Origin of the sequence: Arthrobacter sp. AZCC_0090, assembly GCF_014207375.1 — a bacterium.
In the GTDB taxonomy this organism is placed as follows: Bacteria; Actinomycetota; Actinomycetes; order Actinomycetales; family Micrococcaceae; genus Arthrobacter.
In genome coordinates this window covers 293,929-311,698 of the sequence record NZ_JACHEE010000002.1, presented here as the reverse complement: position 1 = coordinate 311,698, position 17,770 = coordinate 293,929, and the positions used below count along the sequence as shown (strand labels likewise).

Genomic DNA, 17,770 nt, shown 5'->3' with positions numbered 1-17,770 from the left:
GAAGGGGCGAATTGACTTGACGTGCACTGGAATATTGGTGTGACGAGACTTGTCGCATGGTCCATGTGGCTTGGTGCGGCTCGGTTCGATGAGGGCTGAGTGAACTGGTGGTGAGTGGGAGCGCGAACAGCCCGCGCCGGGCTCGGCGCGGGCTGTTCGTCTGATCGTTGCGGACGGGCTACTTGCTCTTCGTGGCGCGCGTTCGCGCCAGGGCCGTGACGCCGGCGGCGAGGCCGATCAGTCCTGCTGCCAGACCGAACCAGCCGGCGGTGGATCCGCCGTCGTCGGACGCTTTCGCAGCCGCCGGTGCCGCGGTCACGGACGGCGAGGAAGTGGGTGCCGCTGCCAGTCGCTTGTCGCGGCGTGGGTTGAGGAGACGGCGCTCATGGTGTCGGGGGCTGGCGCCACGGAAACATGTCCGGCATGCCCGGACTGAAGCGGCGCCACGGAGGAAGCCCCGGACAGTGCGCAGAACGCCCAGTGAAGGCAGAGTTGCCCGGCCCCCAGTAGCCCTGCGAAGACGGGCAGCGAAAGCCGGGAGTGTGTCAATACGGCTACCGGGAGTATCGTCAGCGCGCACAGAGCCGCCAGAATGGCGGGCTCGGGTAGTTTGCCGCCACCGGCCAGGTGCGCGCCCACGGCCAAGCCCAGAATGATGGAACCGACGAGGGCCGTGCGGAGCAGCCGGAAAGGCGCAGATGTCATCATCGGCGGTCCTTTCCGGTCGAAGCGCCATCGTGGAGAATCACTCAAATTCTACTGGCCCGCGACGCCGGATTTCCCAAGCGCCCAGGTAGCGATGCCGGCTACCCCTACGGCTCGAAGGGGGACTCGCCGGCGTCGATCTGGACCAGACTATAAACTCAGTGTATAGATGGAGTGGTGAACAACTCCCTCACCCTGTTGGGTCTGCTCAGCCGTCAGCCGAGCTATGGCTACGACCTCAAGCATTCCTATGACCGCTACTTCGGGGCCGGGAAGCCCTTGGCTTTTGGGCAGGTGTATTCAACTTTGGCCCGGATGATCCGTGACGAGCTGATCCGCGCCTTGGGCGAAGAGACCGGCGGCGGTCCGGACCGTAAAAAATACGAGATCACGGTTGCCGGTCAAGACAAGGTGCGCGAGTGGCTGTTCACTCCCGACGTGCCATCAGAGTCCCTGCAAAGCAACCTCTTCGCCAAGACCGTGATTGCCTTGCTGATCGACGACGATGCCGACCGGCTGCTCGACGTCCAGCGCAGTGAGCACATGGCACGTATGCGTGAGCTCACCAAGCTGAAGCAGGATGCCGAGCTGCTGCAAGTGTTGATGTGCGACCACGGGCTGTTCCACATTGAAGCCGATTTGCGATGGATCGAACTCACCAGCGCACGCCTAGCCCGCCTGAAAAAGGAGCTGCAGAACGCATGAATGCTTTGTCCAGCTTCCCAGCAGTCCTGAGCGCACGCTCGCTTCATCAGTCCTTCGGCCAGACCCAAGCCCTTCGCGGAATCGACCTCGAGGTCCGCTCGGGTGAGGTATTGGCAGTCATGGGTCCATCCGGTTCTGGCAAGTCCACGCTGCTGCACTGCCTCGCGGGGGTCATGGTCCCGGATTCCGGATCAGTGGCTTACAGTTCACCCGGTGCTCAATTGCCCTTGGAGATTAGTGCCCTGAATGAACCGATGCGGTCGAGACTGCGGCTGACCGACTTCGGCTTCGTCTTCCAATTCGGCCAATTGCTGCCGGAGCTCACAGCGGTGGACAACGTCAGCATTCCGCTGCTTCTCGGCGGGACCAAACGCGCGGAGGCCATGCGCCGTTCGGCAGAATGGCTGGACCGCTTGGGACTGGACGGGATGGGGGAGAAACTGCCCGGTGAACTCTCAGGAGGCCAAGCCCAACGCGTTGCTGTTGCACGCGCCATGGTCACTTCCCCTGCCGTGTTATTCGCCGACGAACCTACCGGGTCCCTCGACTCGCTGGCGTCTGAGAACGTGTTGACGCTCATGCTTGAACTTGTCAGGGAGATCGGCACCACGGTGGTCATGATCACCCACGATGCGCGCACGGCTGCATATGCAGACCGGGAGGTCGTTGTGCGCGACGGCATGATCGGCGCAGGGTACCGGGTGTCTTCGTGAATCCGGGTTTGCTGAAACTGGCAGTTGTTGGCAGTAGGTCCTCCTACGGCCGGCTCATGGGAGTCTTGGGTGGGGTGGCCGTCGGAGTGTGTCTGCTGCTGTTGCTCTGGGGTGGCGCCAACGGACTGAACCACCGTGACGAGCGTGGCGCCTGGCTGCGTGAAACGGGCGGCTCCTCCATGGCCACTCCCGTGGCGGCGGAAGGGCGCGGCACTACGGAACCGGTAACGCCGCCACCGTTGACGTCGGATACGGCGCTCATGAGGGCAAATTCGGTGGAAGTTTTCCGTGACCAACTGATCAACCGCCGCGATTTCGCTGTCTCGCCAACGACAACCCTGAAGATTCCCGGCGTTGAACACGCTCCGGGTCCAGGTGAGTACTATGCATCGCCTGCACTCCAGCGCTTGATCGAGGCCACACCCCGGGATCAGTTGGGGGATAGGTTCGGGCAGTTTGCCGGCATCATCGACGATTCTGCGCTACCGGGGCCCGATTCCTTGATTGTCATCACGGGCGCCACGGAAACCGAGCTTCGACGGAGCGGAGCAGCGACTCTGGTGTCCGGGTTCACGTCCAACCCGTATGGCGAGAACGCCAGCGCATATATGACCGTGCTGCTCATCGGGGCAATTGCGGTGTTCTTTCCCGTGCTGTTGTTGATCCGCATCGCTACCGCTTTGGGCGCGGCTGAGCGCCGGGAACGCTTCGCCACCCTGCGACTGATCGGAGCCTCCCCTCAGGTGGTTTCCTGGATCGCCGCCATCGAAACCGCTATCCCAAGCCTGGCAGGGGCAATGCTAGGCATCGTGCTCGCTGTCTTCCTCACGCCGGCCGCCGCCCAGGTCTCGGTCAACGGGACCAGGATGTTCGAAGGTGACCTTGCCATCAAGGGGGCCATGGCCGCCGTCGTCGTCATCCTGGTGGTTGTGGCCGCGACCCTGGTGGCGGGATACAGCACCGCCCGGGCAGGAATTGGCCCCTTGGGAGCGGCCCGGATGGTGCATGAAAAGGCGCCAGGCAAACGACGGCTTGTGCCACTGCTGGCCGGACTGCTTGCCATGATCATGGAAGTTGTCATCACCCGAACCGGGAAATTTCGCACTCCATGGCTTGAAATGCCGCTGCTCGTTGGAGGCTTCGCGCTCATCCTGGTTGGCATTGTGATCGTCGGACCGTGGCTGACCCTGCGTGCGAGTCGGATAGGACTTCACTACGCGCGCAGCGCGTCCGCGGTCATTGCCGCCAGCCGGATCGGCAGGACTCCCGTGGCGACCTTCCGGTCCGTCTCCGGGTTGGTCGTTGCCGTGTTCGTGGTCTCAGTCTTCGCCGGTGCATCCAGCATCATCCAGACAGAAGCCGCGCCCGCCGCCCGTCCAGGCCTCATCCAGCCCACAAGCCTTCATGCGACCATTGGCGCTGGACAGGCCCGTGCGGAGGTGGCACAAGTCGCCGACCGAGCCAAGGAGCTCCCCGGGATCCACAGCGCCACCATCGCCTACGCCCACTCTGCCATCGCCAAGGGAGGCGGCCCCGACTTGTACATTCAAGCCGCTGACGCACCCGCCCTGGGATTCGAAAACATTCCTCAGGCCGACGTCCTGTCCCTGGACCTGTCATTCCTTTACCCATGGACAACGCAACCGCTGACACTGACTCCTGCGCCGGTCGACGGCCTTGCCGCACTCGTGCCGGCGGTGATGGTGGTCGGGACCGACGGGACGCCTGAGGCCATGGACCGAGCCAGGACTCTTCTGAACGGTTCGGGCATCACGGCGCAGCCCGCTTCCTCCGTCATGGACACCCAACTGCAGAGTCGCACGCGTCTGATCCAGGGCCTCGCGGTACTCGCTTACCTCGGCATGTTTGTGGCAATCGCGATTGCTGGGATGTCCTTGGCCGTCGCCACCGCATCAGCAGTCTTGGACAGGAAAAGGGTCCTCGGCCTGATGCGATTGATGGGGATGCCAATGTCCGTCCTGCGCCGGATCATCGTCCGTGAGGCCGCGGTGCCGCTGGTGACCGTGCTGTTCCTCTCAATTGGGCTCGGATTTTTCGTCGCCTGGTTGATGGTGACCGGCATCAACGATACGTACCGGGTGACCTGGCCAGCGCCCGACTACTTCGCCGCCCTGGGCCTGAGCCTGCTGCTGGCCCTCGCCGCAGTGACAGCAACGTTCAGGGTCATCCGGGCACATACCGCAATAACCGCAACGCGCTTCGAATGAGGCAATCAACCAACGAACGCCGTCGAACAGAGTTTCTGCTCGACGGCGTTCGGCGTTAGTCCCGCTATCCTGGCCCTAACCGCGGTTGGTAAATCAGAGCTTTGCGATGATGTCCGCCAGGAGGACATACCGTACCCGAATCAACCCCACCATGAATCGCCAGGAGTCAGGGCACCGCACACCATTCCGGTCCGCCCGAAGACAATTCCCTGAGACACCCAACCATTGAAGAAATCAGCCTTCCATGACCATGATCTGGTTGCCGACCATGAGCTGCTGAACCAAGGAGCGCGGCCGTCAAGGTTGTAGATGTCATAGGAGTTTGCCGAAGCGACGACAACCCGCCAGATATGCGACGCCGGTCCGCCCATCCACGGGTCTGAGATGTTGTAGGCGGTGAAGAAGCCTTGACCTGTTCCTGTGAGAGTGGCTGTGCCGCAGTTGCCGTAGACCGTGCCCATCGTCACGATTTCGCCAGGCTCCGGGCGTTTTGTGCCTGGAATGTAGATGGCTCCCTCAGAACACCCCCTTTGGTGTGTTGACAGGTATGGAGTACTTGACTCCATCCTTGTCAGTGCGGATTTCATAGCCATTGGCCTTGGCGGTTTTCTCATTAAACCCGAGATACTCCAACCGCACTGTGCCCTGAACCGCACTAGGTGAAGGTGCTGGCTGTTTCGCTTCGGCGTTCGCTGGAACTGCAGTCAACCCTGCTCCGATCAACGCCGCAAGCACGACGGAAAGCACGGATACGCGCAAACTATTCAATTTCATTTAATTCTCCTAGACACTCATCCCCCTGAGTGACGCCGAGTTTATGGGCATTCCGATCGCCTCGTCAATGGAATCCATTCGCCAAATTCAAATGGGGTTCCTTGACCCCGATGACACGGGTAAGGTGTCAACCAAAAGGGGGAAATTATGCGCCGCCAGCTACCGTTGCCGAACAACCGGTGGCCCAGTGACATGGCCATCACCGTGGATTACTTTCCGCCCTCCCTCGCGCTCCTTCTGTTTGTCCGTAACGCTTGGGGGCTCGCTGGTTACCGGGAAATTCCGCCGATGGCGTCCGCGCCCGACGCCGGAGGGTCCAAGCTGCCCGACACCCCCGGCCGCGACGAATGGGAAGATCGCTGGAGACGAGCGTGGGACCGTGCCATTGCCTGGTACACGGTGGAGGACCGAAAACGCCGGCACCCCACCTCGGAGGTTCTGAGAGTCCAATCGCAACCCGGCCAGGAACTGCACCCGGCGGTCGCACCATCCTGGTCCGATGAATACGGATTTGAAGGACTGGACAAGCAAGCCTTCATGCGCTGGTTCGATTCTGTGCGGCAACGTCACCTCCAGCCAATCGAGCCCAGCCCGGAACGAACCAGCCTTTCTGCCCTCATCGAGGCGTGGAAAACCGGGCTCGACACCGTAATTTCCATGCCGTATGACGGACACTACGCCCAGCGCATCACTCGTCGGCACCTCGTCGTGTCGGACACCACTCACGAGGACCCGGTTCAGTTCGTCACCGCGCTCAGGGAATTGACCGCGCCTTAAGGTTTGCGCCTTTCACGGGGATCGGGTGCAATATTCCTTTCAATTTCGAGAGGCCATGTCGGGAATATTGCCCGATGTGTCATCGAATATTCAGTTCATTTGCGAACGCCGTCGAGCAGAGTTTCTGCTCGACGGCGTTCGGCGTTAGTCCCGCTATCCTGGCCCTAACCGCGGTTGGTAAATCAGAGCTTGGCGATGATGTCCGCCAGGAGTCGCGAAATACGTGCGCCCGCCGTCTGGCCTGCTTCTATGACTTCCTGGTGGCTCAGAGGTACCGGGCTGATCCCGGCGGCCAGATTGGTGACCAAGGAGATGCCGAAGACCTCCATCCCCGCGTGTCGGCCGGCGATGGCTTCCAAGGCGGTGGACATGCCCACCAGGTCCGCGCCGATTCGCTTGGCGTACTGGACTTCGGCCGGCGTCTCGTAATGCGGGCCGGTGAACTGCGCGTAGACGCCTTCGTCGAGCGTGGGATCCACCTCGCGCGCCAGGCCGCGGATGCGCGAGGAGTACAAGTCCGTGAGGTCAACGAACGTGGCGCCTTCCAAGGGAGAAGCCGCCGTCAGGTTGATGTGGTCACTGATCAGCACCGGAGTGCCAGGGGTCCACGCCTGGTTCAGGCCGCCGCAGCCGTTGGTTACCACCAGGGTCTTGCATCCTGCAGCCGCGGCCGTGCGCACGCCGTGGACCACCGATCGAACGCCTTTGCCTTCGTAGTAGTGGGTGCGCGCGCCCAGCACGAGGGCACGCTTGCCCTCCTTCGTCAGGACCGAGCGGATGGTGCCCACATGCCCCTCAACCGCAGGGGCCGAGAAGCCGGGAACTTCCGATGCCGTGAGGGTCGCCGTCGTTTCCCCTATGAGATCGGCGGCTGCGCCCCAGCCTGAGCCGAGCACGAGGGCGACGTCATGGGATTCGACGCCGGTCTCCGCCGCGATGTAGTCGGCCGCAGCTTTGGCGGCCTCGAATGGGTCTGTGTTGATCAGCTCTGTGTTACTCACTGGTACAAGCTACAGTGCCGTCCGCGCTGTTGAACAGGGCACTCTTGAACAGTGACAACGGGCCTCTCCGAGCGTTCTCAGGTGGGGCTTAGTGGCAGTGGCGCCGTCAATAAGTAAGAATTGATCATTGTGACCATGCATCCTGACTTCAGCTCACCACGAATCGCGATCCTGGGCGGAGGTCCAGGCGGATATGAAGCGGCTATGGTCGCAGCGCACCTGGGAGCGCGGGTCACCCTCATCGAGCGCGCCGGGCTCGGCGGCTCAGCCGTCCTCACCGACGTCGTGCCTTCCAAAACCCTGATCGCGACGGCGGATCTCATGACCCGCGTCGGTGAGGCGGGGGAGCTGGGTGTCAAGTTCGCGGTCGACGGCGGCGATGTAGCGCCGGGCATGCGCGCGGACCTGGGCCACATCAATGACCGCGTCCTGCACCTTGCCCGGGAGCAGTCCGACGACATCCGGGTGGGCCTCGAACACCTTGACGTGGAAATCCTCATGGGTTCGGGAAGGCTCGTGGACAACCACACCATCGAGGTCATCACTTCCGACGGCACCAAGACGATCACCGCCGACGCCATCCTCCTGGCCGTCGGCGCACACCCCCGCGAACTGCCCACGGCGAAGCCCGACGGCGAGCGCATCCTCAACTGGGCACAGATTTACAACCTTGAGGAACTTCCGGAAGACCTGATCGTCGTTGGTTCCGGCGTCACTGGCGCCGAGTTCGCTTCGGCCTACAACGGCCTTGGCTCCAACGTCACCCTCATTTCGAGCCGCGACCAGGTGCTGCCGGGATCGGACACGGACGCGGCCCAGGTCCTTGAAGGTGTCTTCAAGCGCCGCGGCGTGCGCGTCCTGTCCCGCTCTCGCGCCGAAGCCGTGGAAAGGACAGACGCCGGCGTGCAGGTCACCTTGGGTGACGGTTCCGTCGTGACGGGCAGCCATTGCCTCGTCTGCGTGGGTTCTATCCCCAACACCGCCGGAATCGGGTTGGAAGAGGCGGGCGTGGCTGTCACGGAGTCCGGCCACATCAAAGTGGACGGCGTTTCTCGCACCACGGCGCCGAACATTTACGCCGCAGGCGACTGCACGGGGATCTTGGCACTCGCCTCCGTCGCTGCCATGCAGGGCCGCATTGCGGTTGCGCACTTCCTGGGCGACGCCGTCATGCCCATCAAGCTCCACCAGGTGGCGGCCAACATTTTCACGTCACCGGAAATCGCTTCCGTGGGCGTCTCCGAGGCCGACCTCGAATCCGGCAAGTACCAGGGCGACGTGATCACACTGTCCCTGCTGAGCAACGCCCGCGCCAAGATGCGCAACACCAAGGACGGCTTCGTCAAGATCATCGCGCGCAAGGGTTCCGGCACCGTGATCGGCGGCGTCGTCGTGGGACCGAACGCTTCCGAGCTGATCTTCCCGATCGCTGTTGCCGTGAAGCAAAAACTGCACGTCGACGACCTCGCGAGCACCTTTACCGTGTACCCCTCGCTGACCGGGTCCATCTCGGAAGCCGCGCGACGGCTGCACGTGCATATGTAGTTAGCCTCGTTCTCAGCCGGCTTTGGTTTGCTAGCGTCGAGGACATGCCATCTATCTACCCGCCCAAATTTCGTCGCGGTGACTTGGTACGCGTCGTTGCACCTGCCCTGAGCCGTGCCGTGGTCATGGAGCACGACAATACGAGCCACATCGAGAGGCGCTTCGCGGAGATGGGACTGCGGCTTTCCTTCGGGGAGCACGTGGACGAGATGGACGGACTTCTTTCGTCGTCAGTGCAGTCGCGCGTTGATGATCTTCATGCGGCTTTCTCGGATCCGGATGTGGCCGGAATCCTGACCGTGATCGGTGGATTCAGCAGCAATGAATTGCTCCCGTACCTGGACTGGGATCTCATCGCGGCGAACCCGAAGATCCTGTGCGGCTATTCGGACATCACGGCCCTTCAAAACGCTATTCACGCGCGAACCGGACTGGTGACCTATTCGGGGCCCCACTGGTCCACGTTTGGCATGAGGGACCACTTCGAGGAGAGCCACACTTGGTTTGTGGACGCGTTGTTTGGCCAGGCGACCATGGACATACGTCCGGCCGAGGCATGGACAGACGACACATGGTTCCGCGACCAAGATGGGCGAACGCTGATTCCGAGCGATGGCTGGTGGCCGCTGCAAGGCGGCACTGCTAGCGGAAGGATTGTGGGCGGAAACCTCTGCACCCTGAATCTTCTGCAAGGAACGGCGAACATGCCGTCCTTGGAAGGGGCACTCCTCTTCTTGGAGGATGACTTCGAAAGCCATCCGGCCACTTTCGCTCGGGATCTGGCTTTTCTCCTCCAGACGCCGGAAGCTCGCGGTGTCAGGGGGTTGGTGGTCGGTCGCTTTCAGCAGGCAAGCCAAATGACCCGGGCACTGCTTGCCTCGATTGTGGCCAAGCAATCCGTCCTTGCAGGCTTGCCGGTGCTCGCCAACGCTGATTTTGGCCACACTTCGCCTATGCTGACTTTCCCGGTAGGTGGCGAAGCCGAACTTGCGGTCGGTGAATCCTGCGCTTTGAGGATCACGCGCCACTGAAAGGGGTGGGCGGGTTATTTTGTCGGGGCCTGCTGGCAGAGTAGTTCCATGGAAGCGACCGGACACCTCAGCACCCGCCAGGGCGCTGTGCTCGGCGACCGGTTCCTGGTGTCCCATAGGGGGCGGGAGCCGCGTAGAGTGGCTGCGGCTCGTCAAGCGCCGGAGCTGCGCCGACTCGCTCTGCTGGATCCGAGCGAGGATCACAGCGGCGGTCACGGTGGTCCGCAGCGGGTTCTGGAGAGTACTCTTGCGGCGTTGCGGTCGCTGGCGCGGACGGCGGTCGACGACGTCGGGTCGCTGGGGTTGCAGGACTCCGCTGCGTTTGCCTTCCGCGTGGAGGAGCTGTCCCGCACCCTCGATTATTTGCAGGTCGTCGCCGCGGGACAGTTGCACCGTGTGCGACAACACGAGCCGGCCAGCAAAACTGGCTGGATCACAGGCTGGGGAGCTGGCGTCGGGGCAGGCCGTTCCAGAGCTGGAGCTGGCAACGCAGGAGCGGAGGCTGAGGCAGCCGGTACCCGTGCCGACGTCGACGACGGCGGGCTCGGTGAGGGGTTCGGTGACGGAACCGCCCGCACCAGTACGTCCGAATCCAGTGCCGATGCGCTCAGCGCATGTGTCGCGGGTGTTGTGGCGGAAACGGACCGAGCCGGGGTCCAGGAGTTCAGGAACACGGGCGAGCACTTGCGCTCGCTCTTGAGGATCAGCGCGGCCGAGGCCCGCCGCCGCCTTGCCCTCGCGGAGAATCTGCTTCCCGCCCGCTCACTGACGGGGCAAACGATACAGCCACGATATGCGGAAGCGGCCGCGGCCTTGGCCTGCGGGAGCATCGCTTCCCGGTCGGCCAGCACCATTACCACGGCTCTTGAACGCGTCCGGCCCCTGTGCAGCCCCGAAGCAGCCGCGGACATGGAACACGCGCTGACCATGACGGCGGGCGAGAACGACGCCGATTTCCTGGCCAGGATCGCCCGCCGCTGGACCGAGGCCATCGACCAGGACGGTACCGAGCCCAGCGAAGAAGCCTTGCGCCACCTTCAGGGCGCCTTCCTCCGTCGACCCAAACACGGGCTGCAGCATCTGGAAATCTTCGCCACCCAGGACCAATACGAACACTTGCTCACTGTCATGAACACCGCCACCAATCCCCGGACTCGCACATCTGAGGAGCCTGGACCGAGGGACAGCCAGGTGGACGCGGGCTGCGGGAATGACCCGCCAAACGCTTCGGTGAGCGATCGGCCAGGTGTTTCACGCGATGATGCCGCGCCCCTGGACCGCCGCACGAGGGCGCAGAAACTCCTGGACGGGTTGTTGGGCGCCTGCAAGATCGCCCTCGCCACGGGGGCATTGCCCGCGTCCGGAGGCCAGCGCCCCCAGATCATGGCCACCATCGACCACCGGGACCTCCTGACACCGCTCAAATACGCTGGGCAACTCACCTTCCCCGAGCAATCTGAACAACCGGCGCACGCCGGCGGGTCGCTGCCGCACCGGCAACCGGCGCTGTTCGGGCAATCACAGCCGCAAACGGGCACGGGGACCTTTACTTTCACTGGTCCGGTCCCCACGGCCACGCTGCGGAAGATCGCCTGCGACGCCGATATCATCCCCGTTGTCCTCGGCGGGGAAGGCCAAGTGCTGGACATAGGCCGGGCCTCCAGGATCTTCCCCGCCCACATCCGGAAGGCCATCACTGCCAGGGACAAAGGCTGCGCATTTCCTTCGTGCACGATGCCGGCCCCGTGGTGCGAAGCCCACCACATCGAGTATTGGTCCCGGGGCGGGCCTACCAGTGTCGGCAATGGTGTCTTGCTCTGCAGTCACCACCACCATCTGATTCACAAGGAAGAGTGGCACATCCAAGTCCAAGCTGGCGTGCCTTGGTTCATCCCGCCACCCCACATCGACCCGCGCCAACAACCACGCAAGAACCACTACTTCCACGTGTGAACACGTTCGGTAGCCGTTCTCATCGGCTGTGCAAGAGTATGGGGATGGAGATTCGCAATCGGGAGGGCCTCGTTGCCTGATCATCTATTCAAAGGAGAAGCGAGGCGCTGATGCCAAACCATTACTTCAGTACCCGTCTTTATCAGTCCTTGGCGCCCTTTTCGCACTTTGTCGAGCACGCGGGTAGCGGCTTCACGGCGGGCATCATCGGCCAACGCAGGGACGATGGCTTGCTAGTTTCCAATGACGTCGCAGAGCAATGCGAGGCGATGATGGACAACCTGAAAACGCTCCTTGAAGAGCTGGGACTGGGATTTTCGGATCTTGTGCGAACCACGATCTATTTGACGGATTACAAGGATTTTGAAGTCATCAACGCCGTTTACGCCAGTCACATGACCGAACCATTTCCAGTCCGAACCACGATCCAAGCGGCAGCTCTGCCCCTTGGCGCGAAGGTGCAAATAGACACCGTCGTGGCTCTTAGGAAGACTGGTGAAACGCGGTAGGCAGATCCCACGCAGCCAAAGCGTTCAGCGCGTGAACCGCAGTTCCTCGCCGCCGGCGACTTGCATGCTCAGGTTTACTACGCTCTGGTTTACTAGGGGCCATGGGGGACTTTGAAGACAATCAAGATCGCACACTCAAGGTTGACGGCTTGGTCAACGGACGCGACCTCGGTGGTCTTCGGCGCGCAGATGGGACCGTTACTCCAAGGGGTGTGTTCTTCCGGAGCGAGAACGTCGATTGGATCACCGGGAACGGATGGCAACAGATCCATGATGCCGGGATCCGTACAGTGGTCGACCTCCGTCAGCAAGGGGAACGCAACAAAGATACCCGGGAACGGCCAAGCTGGCTTACCACGATCCACGTTGATCTTGACGGTTTGGAAAACAAGGAGTTCTGGGCAGACTACTGGGACAACGGCCTAGTGGGCACAGCGATTTACTTCCTCCCGCACCTTGCAGCCATGCCCGAACGGGCCGGTGCAGCCATAACGGACGTACTCAACGCACCGGCGGGAGGAGTCCTCTTCCATTGCATGGGAGGCAGGGACAGGACGGGCCTGCTTGCCATGGCTCTGCTTCATGCAATCGGCACCGACCCCGAATGCATCATCGATGACTATCTGGAAACAGTCAGGTTGGGTGATGTCCGGGCGGCCAACAGCGAGCGAAACAACGCTGAACCTATGCTCGAGGAATTGTGCCGGCAACATGGCACAACAACCGAAGGCGCGTTCCGGAATGCCCTGGAAAAATTCGATCTCCAAGCCTTCCTCGACGCCGCAGACTTCACCGACGAGGACCGGAAGGCCCTTTTCACTTGGCGCGGCGCGACCATCACACGGAGTCCTTGACGCGGGGGCCCTTAACCTCTAGGTCTCTAGCGGATCGGGTGTGGCCTGATTCCACTATGGCTTCACTAGAGCGTTAGTGGAATCAGGTCGCGTCGCCGATTGGCATGCGGTGTAGCAAGTGTCCAGTGGGGGCGTCGGAGGCCGGTGCGTGTGCGGTGAACGGTAATCTCTGAGGATGGAATTCTTTACGCGATCACAGAACACTCATTTGCGTGCGAGAAGGACAGCCGCGCTCGGGGTCTTGCTGACCGTTGGCGCCTTCGCCGCTGGATGCTCAAGCCAGACGCAGGCCGGACCGCAGGTGACCCCGGCTGAGGCTCCTTCGGAAGCGGGAGTGCCTGGCGTCACCCGGGCGAACGCTCAAGACCGCAGCGTCGTTGCGGATGCGATGAAAACGGCGACGGACTACTATGCGACCACGGAATGGAACCTCGCAGAGATTTCCTCAAAGTACCCTTCGATGGTGGCGCGGTCGAAAGACTCCAACTACACCGACCTTCTAGCAGCCAGCAACACCGATAAGGTCGACGCCGCCAATGAAAGGATCATCCCGTTGATCTCGGCTAAGAGCATGGACGACTTCAACACTTGGATGGACTGGCAGAACAAGGTGATCAGCCTGTCCACTGACCTTGAATTCTGGGGTGCCAGCACAGTTCCTGGTCAGGACTTGAAAGCGAAGGCCACCAAGGACCTAGCGGATGCCCGCGCAGACATCGAAAAGATCCGCAATTAGGTTAGTGCTGACGACACGCTGCGGGCTTCTGAGGCCAAGTCACAAAAGCCCCGTATTGAGACCGTTGATTTCGGTTGTGTGGGCGTCCTCGACCGTGCCGCCGCTAGGCCTTTCCCGATAGCGATTCCAGGTGCCGGTACAGGGCTGCCCTGGACTTTCCCAGATCCGCCGCTACCTGTATCGCCGGTTCACCCGAATCGATCAGACGGCCCGCGTTCATAACCGGGCTGTCGGTGAACTTTTACTCCAAGGGGCGCCGGATAACGAAGCGTGCCGCTTTCCACCGGCAGTATTACTGCCAGTGTCGCAAGCGCGAATCTGCCTGACAATGGCCGGACTGGGACTGAGACTCGAACTTGCCTAACGTGCGGTTACAGCTGCCGAGAGGTTGCACTGTGTTTCAACCATGTGCGGGTTTCCCGAGTTCAGCGCCCCTTACGCCGCAACCCCCTGGAAATGCCGTTCAATAATCCCCTTGATGTCCCCATGGCATCCGCCGCAGCCCGTCCCCGCGCGGGTGGCCTTGGAAACCTCCGGCACCGAGGAGCATCCATCCAGCACGGCTTCCTCGATGCTCGCACCGCTGACGCCCGCGCAGCGGCAAACTGTGCGCTGCGGATCATCAATCGAAGCAGAAGAATCCAGCTGGTCCGGACCGTCCAGGCGAAGCAAAAGCGAACGGTCGGCGGGCAGTTCGGAGCCGCGTTCGAAGAGCATCACGAGTTCCGCGGCCGTGCGCGGCATGCCGACGGTCACGAGTCCTTCGAGCGCCCCGCCCCGCGTCGTCATCTTGACGTAGCGGCCGTGTTCGGGATCGGCCCATTGGGCCACTTGGCGTCGCGGCCTGCCGTCGGCAACGCCGACGCACAGCAACTCGTCGTCCCACGGTTCGGCAGCGTTGTCGCCAGCGACGGCGAGGTTGATGCCGCGGGCCTTCAACACCACCACTCCGGGCTTCTCCTGCGGGAGCGGCGCCAAGGTGACGGCTGCGTCCTGGCCCCCCTCGGCAAGGAGGATCAGGTACTCGGCAAGCCACTCGGCCTGCCGCCAGCCCGGACCAACCAGACCTGAAGGACCCGGTGCGGTGCGGCATTCTGCGCACTCGGCATCGGCGCAGCGGACTTCGGCGCAATCACCGATCGCGAACATGTGCGGCTCGTGGTATGTGCGCAGGTGGTGATCCACCAGGATGCCGGTGGCCGCAGGCAGCCCACAGCCTTCAGCCAGTTCGATCCTCGGACGCACGCCGCAGGAGAGGACCAGAAGATCGCCCTCGATCCTCGAGCCGTCGTTGAGCACCAGGGCGGAAAACATCCCGTCCGGGCCATTGTGTTCAACGGCCGTGGAACGGGCGTTGCCCACCATGGTTATCCCGCTGTTGCGCAAACTCGCCGCGAGTACGGCTCCACCGCCGCGGTCGATATTGCGGCCCAGCGGGAAAGAACCGTTGTGCACCACCGTGGTCACGGCGCCTTCTTCCGCCGCAGCCAAAGCGGTTTCGAGGCCCAGTACACCGCCGCCGAGGACGATCACGCGCTTGCCGGCAACCACGGCCTCGCGAAGCTGTGCGGCGTCACGAAGGTCGCGGAGCGCGGTCACGCCCAAAGGCAGTACCGGGTGCGAAGGATCAGGGTTGATACCCGTAAGGTTCGGAATGACTGGCCTTGAGCCGGTGGCGAACACCAGGCGGTCGTAGCCGGGAGTGGTTCCATCCGAGAGGACAACCTGCTGGCGCGCACGGTCGATGCGTTTGACCGTGACACCCAAGCGGACCTCGACGCCGTCGGCCGCCAAATCGGTGGCGTCCGCCATCGCGAGGGCCTCCGCGGTGGTCCGGCCAACGCCGAGTTCCGCCACCATGACGCGGTTGTACGCGGCTTCGCTTTCCTGCCCGACGACGAGCAGCTGGACGAGCCCGCTGCGCACGGCGGGCAGCAACTCGTCCACCAGCCGGGCCGCGACCGGTCCGAATCCGACAACCACAATTCGCTCGCTCACGATGCCTCCTTGACGTGCATTGACAAGCCGGCCGCCACTGGCGCAGCTGTGGAGAGCACTGCCAACTGGGCAGCCAACTCCGGTTCGACTATTGGCAGTGCCGCCTTCCGGACCCAGACCCTGCTCGTCTTGAACTCCGGCATGCCGGAAATGGGATCCGTAACCGCCTCGGTGAGCCGGTTGGCGCTGCCCAGACCGGGGAAATGGAAGGGCAGGAAAACGGTGTCCGTCCGGATCGAGTTGCAGATCTCCACCCTGCATAGGACTTCTCCGCGCTCGTTGGAGACCCGGACAAAGTCGCCAGCGGAGATGTCCCTGACGGCCGCCGTCGCGGGGTGGATCTGCAGGAGGGCCTCTGGCTGCGCGGCCGAGAGCTCGGCGACCCGGCGGGTTTGGGCGCCCGATTGGTAGTGTTCCAGCAGCCGCCCGGTGACGAGCGTCAGCGGATCGTGATCAGAGCCGACGACGGCGGAGCGCTGGGACCGCTTCTGCGGTGCCACCGGGACCATCACCGCGCGCCCATCGGCGTGCGCGAAGCTGTCGAGGAAGAGTCGCGGCGTTCCCGAGCTGCCGGTGGGATAAGGCCAGTACGCGGCTTCTCCGCGATCCAGCATGGCGTAGTCGATGCCGGAGTAGTCGGCCAAGCCGCCAGCCGAGGCGAGCCGTAGTTCCTCAAAGACAGTCTCGGGATCATCGCTGAACGTGGACGGCGCCTCGAGGGATTCGGCGAGCCGGGCCATGAGCCACAATTCGCTGCGGACGCCCGGGGGAGGGGTGAGGGCCTTCCGACGCCGGAGCACGCGGCCCTCGAGGTTGGTCAGGGTGCCCTCTTCCTCGGCCCACTGGGTGACGGGGAGGACGAGGTCGGCCTCAAGCGCAGTCTCGGACATGAAGAAATCGCAAACCACCAGGAAGTCGAGGCTGCGCAGGCCCTCGATCACGGCGCTGGCGTCCGGTGCTGACACCGCCACGTTGGCTCCGTGCACGAAAAGGCAACGGACGCCGTCGGGCTGTCCCAAAGACTTCAACAGCTCCACTGCCGGCAGGCCCGGGCCGGGGATGAGGGATTCGTCCACTCCCCATACTTTGGCGACGTGGGCGCGGGCGGCGGGATCGGTGATTTTGCGGTAGCCGGGGAGCTGATCGGCTTTCTGGCCATGCTCGCGGCCACCCTGGCCGTTGCCTTGGCCGGTCAGCGTGCCGTAGCCGCTGCGGGAGGATCCAGGCAGGCCCAGGAGGAGGCTGAGGTTGATTGCGGCCGTGGCGGTGTCCGTTCCGTCCACGTGCTGCTCGACTCCGCGGCCGGTCAGGATGTAGCTGCCGCCGCGCCGGGCGCCGTCGGCGAGGCGGCGTGCGGTCTCGCGGATGAGCGTGGCGGGCACGCCGGTGATCGATTGCACGCGCTCCGGCCAGAAGGCCGCGAGGCTGCGGACGATCGCCGGGTAGCCGGTGGTGCGGCTTTGAAGGTATCCAGCGTCGGCGAGGCCTTCGTGGACCACCACGTGGGAGATACCCAACAGCAGGGCGAGGTCCGTTCCCGGGGTCGGCTGTAAGTGGAGGCCGCCGCCGTCGCCGGTGAATGCGGCGGTCGCGGAACGGCGGGGATCGGCCACGATCAACCCGCCGGAATCGCGTGCGCCCTGCAGGTGCTGCACGAAGGGCGGCATGGTCTCGGCGACGTTGGAGCCGAGAAGGAAGATCACGCTCGCCGAATCAAGGTCCTCCACGGGGAACGGGAGGCCGCGGTCCACCCCGAAGGCGCGGTTTCCCGCCGCCGCAGCGGAGGACATGCAGAAACGTCCGTTGTAGTCGATGCGTGAAGTACCCAGCGCCAGGCGGGCGAACTTGCCCAACTGGTAGGCCTTCTCATTGGTCAGTCCGCCGCCGCCGAACACGCCAACGGCGTCGGCTCCGTACTGCTCGCGGGTCTGCTTGACGGCTCCCGTGACCAGCATGAGCGCTTGGTCCCAAGAGACCGGCCGGTGGACGCCGTCGGACCCCTTGAGCATGGGTTCCGTCACCCGTCCGATGTGGTTCAACAACGACGCCGATGTCCAGCCCTTGCGGCACAGCCCGCCCCGGTTGGTGGGGAAGTCGCGGCCGGCCACGTCCAGTAGGGGAAGGGCCTTTGCCTCGGGAGCGGGGTCTGACCCCGGCTGCGCCGAGGGCGCCGCCGGGGTCAGGGTCATGGCGCACTGCAGCGCACAATACGGGCAGTGGGTGTTGGCGCCATTGGGCATA

Annotated in this window: 17 protein-coding genes; 10 read left to right on the top strand and 7 right to left on the bottom strand. The window is 63.3% G+C overall.

Going from position 1 to position 17,770, the window contains the following annotated elements; genetic code table 11:
- Positions 1-178 precede the first annotated feature (178 nt).
- Entirely contained in the window at positions 179-319 is a 141-nt protein-coding gene (locus HNP00_RS04160) for a hypothetical protein (RefSeq protein WP_184736238.1), read from the bottom strand.
- The gene (locus HNP00_RS04155; RefSeq protein ID WP_221451136.1) at positions 316-705 is read right to left on the bottom strand and encodes a hypothetical protein; all 390 of its coding nucleotides are present in this window, start codon (positions 703-705) and stop codon (positions 316-318) included. The genes HNP00_RS04160 and HNP00_RS04155 overlap by 4 nt, the downstream gene beginning before the upstream one ends.
- Positions 706-882: 177 nt before the next feature.
- Here HNP00_RS04155 and HNP00_RS04150 point away from each other — a divergent pair, with 177 nt between their 5' ends.
- From HNP00_RS04150 to HNP00_RS04140, 3 genes are read left to right on the top strand one after another with little or no spacing between them, the layout of a single operon-like run.
- The gene (locus HNP00_RS04150; protein WP_184736234.1) at positions 883-1,410 is read left to right on the top strand and encodes a PadR family transcriptional regulator; all 528 of its coding nucleotides are present in this window, start codon (positions 883-885) and stop codon (positions 1,408-1,410) included.
- Complete coding sequence (locus HNP00_RS04145) at positions 1,407-2,123, top strand: ABC transporter ATP-binding protein (protein ID WP_221451135.1); 717 nt, start codon at positions 1,407-1,409, stop codon at positions 2,121-2,123. Before HNP00_RS04150 ends, HNP00_RS04145 begins: the two co-directional genes overlap by 4 nt.
- On the top strand, positions 2,120-4,351 hold the full coding sequence (locus HNP00_RS04140) for an FtsX-like permease family protein (RefSeq protein WP_311770493.1): 2,232 nt from the start codon (positions 2,120-2,122) through the stop codon (positions 4,349-4,351). The genes HNP00_RS04145 and HNP00_RS04140 overlap by 4 nt, the downstream gene beginning before the upstream one ends.
- 140 nt (positions 4,352-4,491) lie before the next feature.
- Here HNP00_RS04140 and HNP00_RS04135 read toward each other — a convergent pair whose 3' ends face one another.
- Together HNP00_RS04135 and HNP00_RS04130 are read right to left on the bottom strand one after the other, a co-directional pair.
- On the bottom strand, positions 4,492-4,818 hold the full coding sequence (locus tag HNP00_RS04135) for a hypothetical protein (protein ID WP_184736231.1): 327 nt from the start codon (positions 4,816-4,818) through the stop codon (positions 4,492-4,494).
- A 49-nt stretch (positions 4,819-4,867) separates the two neighbouring features.
- The gene (locus HNP00_RS04130) at positions 4,868-5,125 is read right to left on the bottom strand and encodes a hypothetical protein (RefSeq protein ID WP_184736229.1); all 258 of its coding nucleotides are present in this window, start codon (positions 5,123-5,125) and stop codon (positions 4,868-4,870) included.
- A 147-nt stretch (positions 5,126-5,272) separates the two neighbouring features.
- On the opposite strand from HNP00_RS04130, the gene HNP00_RS04125 reads away from it, so the two are divergent.
- Complete coding sequence (locus HNP00_RS04125) at positions 5,273-5,902, top strand: hypothetical protein (protein ID WP_184736226.1); 630 nt, start codon at positions 5,273-5,275, stop codon at positions 5,900-5,902.
- Positions 5,903-6,084: 182 nt separating this feature from the next.
- Here the strand turns inward: HNP00_RS04125 and HNP00_RS04120 are convergent, their stop codons facing one another.
- Positions 6,085-6,903 carry a purine-nucleoside phosphorylase gene (locus HNP00_RS04120; protein ID WP_184736224.1) on the bottom strand — a complete coding sequence of 273 codons (819 nt, stop codon included), beginning with the start codon at positions 6,901-6,903 and terminating at the stop codon, positions 6,085-6,087.
- A gap of 129 nt (positions 6,904-7,032) precedes the next feature.
- Here HNP00_RS04120 and HNP00_RS04115 point away from each other — a divergent pair, with 129 nt between their 5' ends.
- From HNP00_RS04115 to HNP00_RS04090, 6 genes are all read left to right on the top strand, one after another.
- Positions 7,033-8,448, top strand: a complete 1,416-nt coding sequence (locus tag HNP00_RS04115) for an NAD(P)H-quinone dehydrogenase (protein ID WP_184736222.1) — start codon at positions 7,033-7,035, stop codon at positions 8,446-8,448.
- 44 nt (positions 8,449-8,492) lie between these two features.
- Positions 8,493-9,479, top strand: coding sequence for a S66 peptidase family protein (locus tag HNP00_RS04110; RefSeq protein WP_184736219.1), 987 nt, complete (start codon positions 8,493-8,495; stop codon positions 9,477-9,479).
- 48 nt (positions 9,480-9,527) lie between these two features.
- On the top strand, positions 9,528-11,432 hold the full coding sequence (locus HNP00_RS04105) for an HNH endonuclease signature motif containing protein (RefSeq protein ID WP_184736217.1): 1,905 nt from the start codon (positions 9,528-9,530) through the stop codon (positions 11,430-11,432).
- A gap of 110 nt (positions 11,433-11,542) precedes the next feature.
- Positions 11,543-11,941, top strand: coding sequence for a RidA family protein (locus HNP00_RS04100; RefSeq protein ID WP_184736215.1), 399 nt, complete (start codon positions 11,543-11,545; stop codon positions 11,939-11,941).
- Between the two features lie 101 nt (positions 11,942-12,042).
- Positions 12,043-12,795, top strand: a complete 753-nt coding sequence (locus tag HNP00_RS04095) for a tyrosine-protein phosphatase (protein WP_184736213.1) — start codon at positions 12,043-12,045, stop codon at positions 12,793-12,795.
- A 175-nt stretch (positions 12,796-12,970) separates the two neighbouring features.
- Positions 12,971-13,531 (top strand): hypothetical protein, encoded by a 561-nt coding sequence (locus HNP00_RS04090; RefSeq protein WP_184736211.1) that lies wholly within the window; start codon positions 12,971-12,973, stop codon positions 13,529-13,531.
- A gap of 435 nt (positions 13,532-13,966) precedes the next feature.
- On the opposite strand, the gene HNP00_RS04085 is transcribed toward HNP00_RS04090, so the two are convergent.
- Together HNP00_RS04085 and HNP00_RS04080 are read right to left on the bottom strand one after the other, a co-directional pair.
- Entirely contained in the window at positions 13,967-15,529 is a 1,563-nt protein-coding gene (locus HNP00_RS04085; RefSeq protein ID WP_184736209.1) for an FAD-dependent oxidoreductase, read from the bottom strand.
- Entirely contained in the window at positions 15,526-17,769 is a 2,244-nt protein-coding gene (locus HNP00_RS04080; RefSeq protein ID WP_184736207.1) for a molybdopterin oxidoreductase family protein, read from the bottom strand. The genes HNP00_RS04085 and HNP00_RS04080 overlap by 4 nt, the downstream gene beginning before the upstream one ends.
- Position 17,770 lies beyond the last annotated feature (1 nt).

What these genes read in the sequence shown, in the direction of transcription:
- HNP00_RS04155 (WP_221451136.1), bottom strand. Translation starts at nt 705, where the DNA reads ATGACATCTGCGCCTTTCCGGCTGCTCCGCACGGCCCTCGTCGGTTCC.
- HNP00_RS04145 (WP_221451135.1), top strand. Translation starts at nt 1,407, where the DNA reads ATGAATGCTTTGTCCAGCTTCCCAGCAGTCCTGAGCGCACGCTCGCTT.
- HNP00_RS04130 (WP_184736229.1), bottom strand. Translation starts at nt 5,125, where the DNA reads ATGAAATTGAATAGTTTGCGCGTATCCGTGCTTTCCGTCGTGCTTGCG.
- HNP00_RS04125 (WP_184736226.1), top strand. Translation starts at nt 5,273, where the DNA reads ATGCGCCGCCAGCTACCGTTGCCGAACAACCGGTGGCCCAGTGACATG.
- HNP00_RS04110 (WP_184736219.1), top strand. Translation starts at nt 8,493, where the DNA reads ATGCCATCTATCTACCCGCCCAAATTTCGTCGCGGTGACTTGGTACGC.
- HNP00_RS04105 (WP_184736217.1), top strand. Translation starts at nt 9,528, where the DNA reads ATGGAAGCGACCGGACACCTCAGCACCCGCCAGGGCGCTGTGCTCGGC.
- HNP00_RS04100 (WP_184736215.1), top strand. Translation starts at nt 11,543, where the DNA reads ATGCCAAACCATTACTTCAGTACCCGTCTTTATCAGTCCTTGGCGCCC.
- HNP00_RS04095 (WP_184736213.1), top strand. Translation starts at nt 12,043, where the DNA reads ATGGGGGACTTTGAAGACAATCAAGATCGCACACTCAAGGTTGACGGC.
- HNP00_RS04090 (WP_184736211.1), top strand. Translation starts at nt 12,971, where the DNA reads ATGGAATTCTTTACGCGATCACAGAACACTCATTTGCGTGCGAGAAGG.
- HNP00_RS04080 (WP_184736207.1), bottom strand. Translation starts at nt 17,769, where the DNA reads ATGCCCAATGGCGCCAACACCCACTGCCCGTATTGTGCGCTGCAGTGC.